Consider the following 11,000-nt stretch of genomic DNA (forward strand, 5'->3'; position numbering starts at 1 on the left):
GGCACAGAATTATACTGAAATACCGAAGATTAGCGATTGAAAACTGAAGATAATGGAGACCAATAAGCATGTTAATTAAAGTATCCCTTCATTTTGTTAATAAACACTTGTGAATCAAACCTTTTAGCAAATTCAATACAGTCTTTTTTCATCTTACGCAATACCGACACATCAATGTTATTCAACTGTGTTTTGAGATCCTGAATAGTGGGGTTCTTCGGTAATAAAAAGCCATTATAGCCTTCAAGAACAGTTTCCTTAACACCTCCTTCAGCGACGCCAAACACTGGTTTGCCAGCAGCCATTGATTCAACGGGCGACATGCCAAAATCTTCATCCATTGGAATGTATATTGTCGCCAAAGACCTACCGATCAAAGCCTTTAACTTTTCTGCGCTTGTCCAGCCTGTAAATGAAATATTACGACTTTCTTTGGCCATATTTTGCAACTCACGCAATTGACTACCGCCGGATGCCACAACCAGTTTTTTATCAGGCATTTGCATAAACGCTTTGACAATTAGGTCAACCCTTTTATATGGCTCCAATCTCGCTGTTGAAAGATAGTAATCTCCGTCTTCCTGCCACTGAAATTCGGATGTTTTAATAGGTGGATACACAACCACAGCGTCCTTTTGTAAAAATCGCTGGAGTCTACCTCTCACATTTTCTGAGTTCGCAATTATTACATCCATACGCTCTATTGCTAACTCGAATTTCGGTTGAAACCAATTTACTAACGCATTAAAAGCGGGTTGTTGCCAAACTGGAATTTCTGCCAGGTAATGCTGCTTCAGGTCGTAAACGAATCTCGGAGGCGTGTGACAATACATGAAATTTTGGCCAATATTTCTGTTAGCTACTGCCAGAGGAGCATAACTACCACTGAACATAACTTTGTGATACTGATTAATATCATGTTTTAGGTTTGAAAACGCTCTAATGCCCCAAATTGCCTGCAAAACAGGGTGTCGAGCGGAGAGACCCAACGACTTAATTTCCCCATTAGCGATAGTTACGTCAGGAAAGTTGTGTAAATCAATATAACTGACTAACAAATCCGTCTCTGTTATATTGTTACATAACTCCAAAGACAGGGCTTCAGCTCCCCCTCTTGCCTGTAAATAGTCATACATCAGGAGCTTTTTCATATTCTTCTCCTAATGCCAATGAGATTTCTTTATAAAAGACCTTTTCATCAAATTTCAATGCATAATCTTTTCTATACTTTACATCTAAGGTGTTTTCTTTCTTACCATGATATAGTGCTACTGCACGTGCCAGCTTTTGTGTAGTTAATGGCAATTGGATTAGAGTACCAAGTCGCTTGTCTGTAATCGTTTCTAACAGTCCACCTTCAGCTACCCCAATAATGGGTTTTCCCGCCGCCAACGCTTCTATAGGGGCAATGCCAAATGCCTCGTTTTCAGGTACATAAATTAAACACTGCGCACGGCTGTAAAAATACCTAACCTGTTGCATCGACACCCAACCGACAAACTGGATATTATGAAAAGATTTATACTTTTGCTTAAACTCTTCGAGCAGCGTTCCTCCTCCAATAAATATGACTTTTATATTGGGTAATTGGCAAAACGTATCTGCAATCATTCTGACCCGTTTAGATTCCTCTAGTCGAGCGGTAGAAAGGAAAAAGTTCTCTCCAACGTTATCCTCAAATCCACTCAATGAAACTGGTGGGTACAACACTTCAGAATCAATTCCAATCTTCGAGAATTTATTTTTGGCCTGAATTGAATTGCTATAAACCCGCGAAGTTCCCCTGGTAGCCCTGATCAGCAATATTCGATAGAGCTTGATTACACTAATTGCCACCAATGCCTTGAACTTGCCATATCGCCTTTGTAACTCTTCAAAGGACCATTCTAAAAACACGGGAAACATGTGAAAGTAAATAATACTTTTACCCACATCCTGAGTTCTTAGTAAGCAAAGTGGAGCATATAATCCAGACAAAACCGCTGCATCACATTTTGGCAAGCAATAACGCATTGAGTAAAAACACAACAAACGGAGTGAATTTACTGGTCCAAGCCTAGATTTAAAACTACCCGCTATCAGTTTTCCACTTCGAATTTCCTCAAAGAAAAGTGTCGAATCAGCGTAGGCAGATTCAATATGAGCCTGATCTAAGGATTTTTGCAAAAGCAATGAAACATTTTCAGCCCCACCCCGCGCTATAAAGTGATCATAAACAATAGTTACAGACAACGATTCTTTCCTTTAACGATAAACGTAAATAGCAACATTATTGTCAAAAAACACTCTACACCAATCCGACTGTAAATTGCGCCCACACTGCCAAATGCAGGGACAAGTAAAAAACTAACAACCAAATAAAATAACAACCCCGCTATACACACTGAAGCATAGGAAGTTTCTGAATTCCATTGAATAAGTAGACTGGACAAAATTAGGTTAATCGCCAGAGGATATAAAGCCCAAAGGAATAATGAAATATTATGAAAGGAACTGACGTAACTAGCCGCAAAATATGCGAGAAACTGTAAACCTATATTGGACCATATTAACTGCCCCAAAGCCACCAAACCAAGTAAAATCAATATATACCGAAATACGAAGCCTGAATCGGTCGAATTTGTAAGAGAAAACCTTGAAGCAAGCTGGTTGAAGAAGAAGTAACTAATAGGGGTCAGAATCAGAACTGCCGCGTCAAATATTTGCACCGCAATATAGTAGTCTGCTACCTCGCTTTTAACAATTTCGAAAGAGTTCAGAATGGGAACGTCAACTCTTGTATATAACAAAATGGAAGCTTCAACGAAAAAGAATCTGAATACGATATTTGATGGGGGTTTCAGTTTAAATTTGAAGTTTTTGGTGTACCCTCTATCCAATGACATTAGTACAACCACTAAAGAGGCAATCAAGCTGGCAATAAATACCTCGAAAAAATCAATAGACTCAAAAAAGTAAATAGCCAATAAAATGAACATCAACCACAAACATCGCTGTATTGGCCAACAAAAAGCGTCTCTCAAATACCGTGATTGACCCCGATACATTGCGGAAAGTACCAACATCCAAGAGAACAGTACAAAACTCACAGCAATTACAGCTAATTTAGGATGCCAATAGCAAAGAACAAGTATGCTTATCAAAAATATTAACTGTAAACTCAAATACCAGTGAAAAAGTAGCTGTAATGCGTCGGTTTCCCCCCTGCTAGCTAACTTAAATGCGGTTTCTTTTACACCAAAGTTAAACAATACAAGTAATAACGAGAAGACTGAGTTGTAATATCCGTACTCAGCATAACTTTCTTTCGACAAATAGTTGGTTAATAGAAATAATACGGCATAACTACAAAGTATGTTGATAGCAGTTGACGAAGTATATAGCCAGAAATTTCTGATATTATTCACTTCTCATAACACTCCAGTTGTACAACTTGGCTTTTTTTGTATACAGATCACGGAAACATTATTCCGCTTGTAAAGAAAACCGTTGAAAAACACCTTGGTTAATATTGGCATTGAGTCAATGGGAACGTTATTTTTTCAGGTATTAAACAAATCTCGTCTATGTCGGAACAGGCTTGAATTTGCATTTGAGCTACCCCTGAGCCACCTTCACCAATAATACTTAGCCTGTTACTGAATACGGAAACTTCTTTTTGATCAACACCAAACGCTATCACCCCAGGAACAGGATAATGAACTTGTTTAAAGGGTTCTTTCGTAGCTTGTAAATCAGTTGGAATAAGCTCTGAGTCCCATGGTTGTTCTGAGTTAATATGCCAACCGGGAGCCATTTCAACCTTGAACAGCCGGGTACAATCAGGTTGTGTTACCATGGACACCTTTCCATTAGATTGTGCAAAATAATGTATGGTATCAGGTAGCCCTTTTTGTGTAGATTGCAGCACTTTTGCGGCATAAAACTGTCGTTGGTGCTGGGCTGAAACCAATTTGAGCATTGCCCCCTTTAATGCATTAGTATCATCGCGAAAGCCTAAATCACCAGTTCTTTGCCATAGCAAATACGCCACTTCATACATAACTGCCAGCGGGTTGAATATTTCGCCATCAATGTATTCTGGCTGAATTTTAACATTAAACGGTGACAACTGCTTTGACGAATTCACCATCTCCATTGCTTTCGGGTAAAGAGTCATAGCTTCTGATAACCAATTCTCATTTGAAGATATGTCATAAAGAGCGATCAAGGCGCGAACTAAAAATGCGTAATCTTCAAAAACAGCGCTGCCAGCAAGCAGAGTACCAAGACTGGCGCGATACAATTGCTCACTATCGCGATTTCGTCTAAGTAGTTCACTGGCAAGCTCTTGCGCCATAACTATAAAACGAGCATCGTTAAAAATCTTATAAGATTCAGACAAAGCCCAAATCAACAACGCATTCCATGAGGTTATCGCTTTATCATCGATGATTAAGGCAGTTTTTTCGTGAGTTTTAGAAAGTGAGAGTCTTATCTCTTTGAATTCAGAATTATAGGGGCGTTTAACATGTAAACCAAATAGCCCGTTTTTACGATATAAACTGACCCCGGCCTTACGCAAATTTGCTACTTTATCCACCGCTAATTGCTCTTCGGAATACAGATAATACCCTCCTTCACTCCCTTGAAATGCAGCATCGATTGCACTCGCGAACAGGCCATTTTCTGTCTTCATATTTGAATACAAAAAGTTGAAAATGTCTAACGCCACGTGCCTATAGTGCTTACCCTCTTCTAATTGTGAAGCCTTGCTATACACAAGGAGCATCAACGCTTGAGTATATAGCATTTTCTCGTAGTGCGGGACCGTCCACTCCTCATCGCTAACATATCTGTGAAACCCACCATTAACATGGTCATATAAGCCTCTGGATGCCATATTCTGTAATTGTAGATGCAGCATACCTTGTACATCTGGAGCTTGTGTTCTCCAAAACTCATCAATCATCAATAATAGCATGGCAGCTTCAGGAAACTTAGGCTGACCATTCAACCCACCATTAGCTTTATCAATCCTCGCTTTTAATTCTTCGCGATACTTTTTCCAGTCTGGCGTTGCAACTGTTTCAACTTTTTGGAATTCATACATTGTTCCTACAATTTTTAACATTAACGCTACATGGTTTTGCAATTGTTGTGGATACTCGCGAGCAGTATCAGCATAGCGTTGTAGTACTTTCATCAACTCTTCTGTATTTAAAAAAGAATCGATGTACAACAATTCAGCCTTGGTAGTCAGAACTGCAGTCACAGGCCAACCAGCGGTCCCTTTTGTTTTCTCGAGTGCGCTAACAAAATAACTGTCCAAATCAGGTTGCAACTCGCGATCCACCTTGACAGGTAAAAAACGGCTATTTAAAAGTCTGGCTACTTGCGGATTGTGAAATGATTCGTTCTTCATTACCTGGCACCAATAGCAAGTAGAAAACCCAATTGACAGAAAAATTAATTTCTCTTGCTGATGTGCCTTTGCCAAGTTTTCATCCGACCAACTATGCCAATTCACTGGATCTGAAGCATGTTGTAACAAATAAGGGGAGCCCTCTTTTATAAGTTGATTTACAAAGGGCCAGCTTTTTCGTTCGACACCAGAAATCTCAGGACCATTTAATATACGCTGTTGATAGAGCTCCAATAAGTTAGCATGCTCAGCCAAACTAATATCACTTTCCGGCGGGATATCAGGATAGGCCATTAGATTACTGCTATTTGAAAAAACCAATAACAGCCAAAAGACTAATTTAAGTAATGGTACTCTAAACAATAAAGAGCAGCTTAGCCAAAATTGAGCCTTCATTTCAGCCAACTACTCATTAACAGCATTAACTACCGGCTTTTTCTCCACATAAGACAGTCTAAGGGTCTGATTGCTCGCAATATTGCTGAATGTGGTACGATTACCGTTGGGCCATATTACTGTTACATTCGCTTTTTCATGGTTCAACAAACCAAAATGCAACAATTTACTGTGTACTGACATGTAACCTATGCTACCGCTGAGCTCTCGTGTCCTGGACCAGTTATCAGGCGTTGTTACAATTACTTTCGCGCCGATCGCGTCCAGGTTTACTCCCTCACCTGGCGCCCCTGTTAAATTTATTTTTAACCAATTTCGTTGATAACTTTCAGAGTTATTTATAAAAACTCGCGCCTTTTGGTGATAATCATTGGTCACAATATCAAGGTCACCGTCATTATCAATATCCAGATAAACAGCACTTCTCCCATTACTCATAAAGTCCAGTCCGCTTCCTTTACTTGCGTTATTTAACATCCCATTTTCGTTGATAAAAAATACGTTTTTTTCTTTATTTGATTTAGGAAACAACACATCCATGTTTTGGTTTTCAATGGGATCCTGATAATACGGATTCTCCCGACTGTATACCAAATAGTCATTCATGCCATTCAACACATACAGATCGTCATCACCATCGTTATCAAAATCAAAAAAGTCGGCATCCCATGACCATCCTGTTGAGGAGTATCCCCTTCCAACCTTATCACTCAATTCAAATTGAAGTTCGGGCTTCTTTCTAGACAAAAACAAATCATTGGCCTCAACCACCCGCATTCGAGCCAGTTTTTCAGGATTAAACTTCATTTCAGTATCGGCTGATGGTAATACATACTTTTCGTCTTTATTCATAGTAACAATGTTTGAGATATAAACATCTGACAAGGAATCCTGGTTTAAGTCACCAAGACCAATCCCCATAGTATAAGAAGGTTTATCGGTCCCCAACTTGGTGGCGACATCGACGAACTTGCCGTTACCCAGATTTTGATAGTAAGCATTCACTCCGAAATCGTTACCAACAATGAGATCCTGTAAGCCATCAGAGTTAAAGTCAGTATGCGTAACTGCCTGGCCCCAACCACGATTGTCAAGACCACTACCCTTAGTGACATCCAGAAATTTAAACCCACCCAGATTGCGAAATAGTTTGTTAGGCAAACCATTAATATTGCGGCGCCTTAAAGTTGGCAGAACGCCATTTAAGTAATTTCCGAAATAAGTAATGTAGATATCCAGCAACCCATCGCCGTCGTAATCAAAAACGGTTGCAGGCCCTCCCACTAATCCTTTTCCTCCCAGGTTTGCATCAATAGTTATATCTTCAAACGTGCCATCTCCCCGGTTGCGATAAACGCGATGCAAATCGTCGACATAGGTGATTAGCAGGTCTTGCCAACCGTCGTTATCAAGGTCAGCAATTATTGGTTGTCGCGGTTCTCCGGGAGTGTTGTCTTCTCTCGCCCACTCGATGCCTGAAGAAGCAGTTACATCATCGAAAGTACCATCACCACCATTGAGGTATAATTTATTCCCCAACCCGCCCAAAATGAGGATATCGTCGAAACCGTCATTATTGACATCACCGGCAGCAACTCCTGCACCACCAAATGCCGGCGGTATCACGATGGTACCCTTGCCCTCTTCTGTTTTTAAATAGCTGCGCAGTAATCGATTGAGCCAATCCGATGAGCGATGCATATAATCTACCCCACTTCTTGAGCTAATATCTGTAAATAGCAGCGTATCAGCCTGCACTTTCACTGCATCGCTTTTTACACTTAACAGCCCCTGAGAAATAGGAGCCAAGTCCTTCTTTTGGTTGTTTTCTCTGGCCAGGTACAGAACTTCATTAACAGCATCATTAAAGTGCTGTAGTTTTATCCGATCACTATTTCCTCGAGCACCAATATCACCTGTAACTCTGAGGAGCAAAACGCCATACTGTGCAATGTTTTCAACAATCAATTCTGCAGCAAACGGATCAGGCTCCAGGTATATTGGAAAACGCTTATCCTGCAGTGCATACTGTAAATATTGCCAATGAATACCGCTATCCCGGAACGCATCCATGTCATATGCCTCTACATGTACTTGTTGTTCACGTGGTAGTTGAGGAAAAAACAACGCATCTTCATATTCGTTGATCACATGAGGTAATATTTTCTGCGTATAAGCATACACGTCTGCTTCACGAATGAATTGACGATGATTTTCGAGCGCCAACTTCTGAGCACCGCGATAAATCTCAGAGGCAAATGTGATGACGTTTTCAGTAAAGCTCTGTCGAAACTGTCGGGCCTCACTACTGTTTTCAGGCCATCGATTTCGTGCAAAAAAAACCTGCAAATTTCTAATGAATAATTGATTGTTTAACTCATTATATTGCTGGTAAGAACGCAATTTCTGAGCCACTGTACGAATGAGGACCTCAGGTACAATAACTTCTCTTGCTGTTTGAGCGGGAGTTTTAGGCGTAATATTCGGCTCAGCTAATTGCGCCAGCAAAGCCCAGACGCTGGTTAAGGTGTTTTCATTAATTTCTTGCTGATTTTCTTGGCGTGTCTGTTTATCTGAAACCTGCAGTACACTAAGCAGGTAAAAATCCAGAGCTTCTGCCAGGGTGTCTGTAGCAGGTCCACTCAATGTTAAATACTCAAAATCCGATTCAGCCAAAAACAATTCTTGTTGAACTGCCAATAAAGATCTCAATGAATAGGCGATAGTGCTGTATTGGCGTTTGTCGTCTTTATGAATTGTCAAGTTTTGACCATTGCTTAGCGTCACTCTCCAATGGCCATCACTCAGCGCTTCCCACTTAAGTACTCTGTTGACAGCCAGGATTGCATCGTCTTTCGATACCTCGTCCCGACCAGCGATTTTTGCAGATTTTGATGCTGCTTGCCATGCGTCTTTCAACCACTCTTTTTGTAACAAGTTCTTTTTAAAACGAGCTTCATTGGATAGCGGCGTACCATAGATAAAATTCTCCAGTCGCGAAGCTGTTGCATAACACTTTGGATCACGAACATTTTCCAGTTCTTCAATATGACCAATGATACTATCAATATCTAACGTACCTTGTGCATACCCAAAAGTACTCACAATTAGAGCCTGAATTAGAATGAATATTGATCTAAAATTCAAAGTCAGCATACCTTTTCCTCACGCCTATTATCCATCATTGTTACACATTTAATTGGTAGCTACGTCGTCTAGCTCCGCAGCCATTTTTGCAATAGCTTCAACATCGTCTAAATTTTCTGTCGCCAGCTCCAGAAATCTCCTTGCCTCATTTTTGTATCCGCTTTGATAAAGAAGAGGAATAAGGTGTTTGTAAGCCCTTTCATTATTAGGTTCAATCTGAAGCGAACGAATAAACCAATGTTTAGCCTTTTTTAGTTCACCCAATTCTTCTTTCACTAATGCCATGTAGGTTACCGCATTGGCGAAATTTTGTTTGAGTTGGTAAGCTTTCTCAAATAGTTCAAATGCCGCCGGATATGCACCCTGCTGGTATTTCAACAAGCCAAAGTTAAAATGCAAATCAGCGTTTTCCGAATCAACACCGAGTAACCATTGCAATGCTTCAGCCGCTTCTTTATCTTCCCCCAGCCCGATAAGGGACAACGCAATTAGTTCTTCGATTCTCAAATTCGAGCCGAATTTGTTTCGAATGAAATGCAGTAAAGCTTTCGCTTCTCGATAGTTTTTAAACTTTAGGTAGGTTTCGGCCAATATAATATAAGGTCGCTCGTGAGGGTAGTTGCTTGTTTGCAATCTGGATTTTAAGTATTCAGCATATTTTAATGAGGGTGTACTCTGTAGAATTGATGTCAGTTTGTATACGTCTTTTTCCATTTTATCCATATCTGCTTTTTTATCCCACAGAGACATATCTATTAAACTGGGGGTTTTTCGGGTCAGTGGTTCCAATAATTTATTACGGTCACTGAATAGACCAATTTTGTGGTCTGTCATAACCACATTAATGACATCTTGTGTGCGACGTTGGGGCATATGACAACTGACACAAGATACTTCACTGTTATGGTGTTCTTTAGCTATCTCTACCTGATGACAAGTCAAACATTGATTATCGACATGTTTTATGAATTCAGACTCCGACGGCTTTTTGTGAGGATTATGGCAACTTATACATGTCAATTGACTATCGGATTCATTAAAACACTTGCTCTGAGCTAAACGATATGCGTGGTGGTTAATCTCAAATCGCTCCTCCTGCGCCATATTCTCATCGACAATATCAACATGCAGTAGATAACTGCCAAGTTCCTCTCCTGGTCTGAATGAATAGTCTGTTCGAGAGAAGTTTCGCATGCCAATCATGGAAGCTGAGGGTAATAAGTGGCATTGAAAACAAACTGAATCTCGTTTACTAGCGGGTAGTTTGGCTGGATTTACAACACTATTTTGAATTGCCGCTAAATTGGTATTTTCACTGTAGACCTGATTGATATGCGCTTGCCCCGGGCCGTGGCAACGCTGACAACCAATACCACTTTTCAACGCTTTTGGAAAGGTGTCTCGCTGCCAGTACTTGTCGACTTCCATTTCTTCCGCAGGAAATGCGTTATGACAGAACATACACTCTCGTTTAACTTGCCGGGAAAGGCCATAATGGTGTTTACTTTCATAGCCAGGTGACATTCCCCAAAATGCCCCGTCAGTATACCAATTAATGGGTAACAGATAGAGTTCATCGTTTTCATTGCGAAAGAGAAAACTCGTTGCTTTATTTCCGGAACCGAGCAGATAATCTACCTGCACCGAAATTTCATTAATTTTCTGCTTTTTCTCATCCAACTGGTATCGTTGAAATACCAGAGCCTCACCTTCCGAAACGAGGTTGTAATAGCGTTTCGAAGGAGCGTGGTAAAATGGCAGAGTTCGGCGCTTTTCTTCATTTAACCACCCCGAAGTCGCAAATGTAAAAGATTGAGACATACCAACATGTTGAAAGCCTTCGTACTGCTCTTTGTGACAATCGGCACATAAAACATCGTCTACATAACCCTCAAGGTTCGCTTCAACCTTTGGAGCAGCGAACGTACAACAGGTAAAAAAGTAGAGTAATAAAAAAGTGGCAACCTTTAACACGCCTGCCCTGCGCACACTAACTTTTTCTACAATACAGTACACCAAATTAAAACCCTGGCTACCAATCAGACTTAGCAGT

The 11,000-nt window shown here is 40.4% G+C and carries 6 protein-coding genes; all 6 read right to left on the reverse strand.

All coding sequences use genetic code 11. The annotated features are described in order from the left end of the window. Positions 1-71: 71 nt before the first annotated feature. Positions 72-1,151: a glycosyltransferase gene (locus tag LJ740_RS12085; RefSeq protein ID WP_229529345.1), complete on the reverse strand. Its 1,080-nt coding sequence runs from the start codon at positions 1,149-1,151 to the stop codon at positions 72-74. Further along, on the reverse strand, positions 1,129-2,232 hold the full coding sequence (locus LJ740_RS12090; RefSeq protein ID WP_229529346.1) for a glycosyltransferase: 1,104 nt from the start codon (positions 2,230-2,232) through the stop codon (positions 1,129-1,131). Before LJ740_RS12090 ends, LJ740_RS12085 begins: the two co-directional genes overlap by 23 nt. Next, complete coding sequence (locus LJ740_RS12095) at positions 2,223-3,407, reverse strand: oligosaccharide flippase family protein (RefSeq protein ID WP_229529347.1); 1,185 nt, start codon at positions 3,405-3,407, stop codon at positions 2,223-2,225. Before LJ740_RS12095 ends, LJ740_RS12090 begins: the two co-directional genes overlap by 10 nt. A 98-nt stretch (positions 3,408-3,505) precedes the next feature. Further along, positions 3,506-5,698, reverse strand: coding sequence for a thioredoxin domain-containing protein (locus LJ740_RS12100; protein WP_229529348.1), 2,193 nt, complete (start codon positions 5,696-5,698; stop codon positions 3,506-3,508). A gap of 111 nt (positions 5,699-5,809) precedes the next feature. Then, on the reverse strand, positions 5,810-8,956 hold the full coding sequence (locus LJ740_RS12105; protein ID WP_229529349.1) for a CRTAC1 family protein: 3,147 nt from the start codon (positions 8,954-8,956) through the stop codon (positions 5,810-5,812). A gap of 39 nt (positions 8,957-8,995) precedes the next feature. Further along, positions 8,996-10,921: a cytochrome c3 family protein gene (locus LJ740_RS23310; RefSeq protein WP_229529350.1), complete on the reverse strand. Its 1,926-nt coding sequence runs from the start codon at positions 10,919-10,921 to the stop codon at positions 8,996-8,998. Positions 10,922-11,000: the final 79 nt, after the last annotated feature.

The sequence above is a fragment of the Planctobacterium marinum genome, assembly GCF_020687805.1.
Classification (GTDB): Bacteria; Pseudomonadota; Gammaproteobacteria; order Enterobacterales; family Alteromonadaceae; genus Planctobacterium; species Planctobacterium marinum.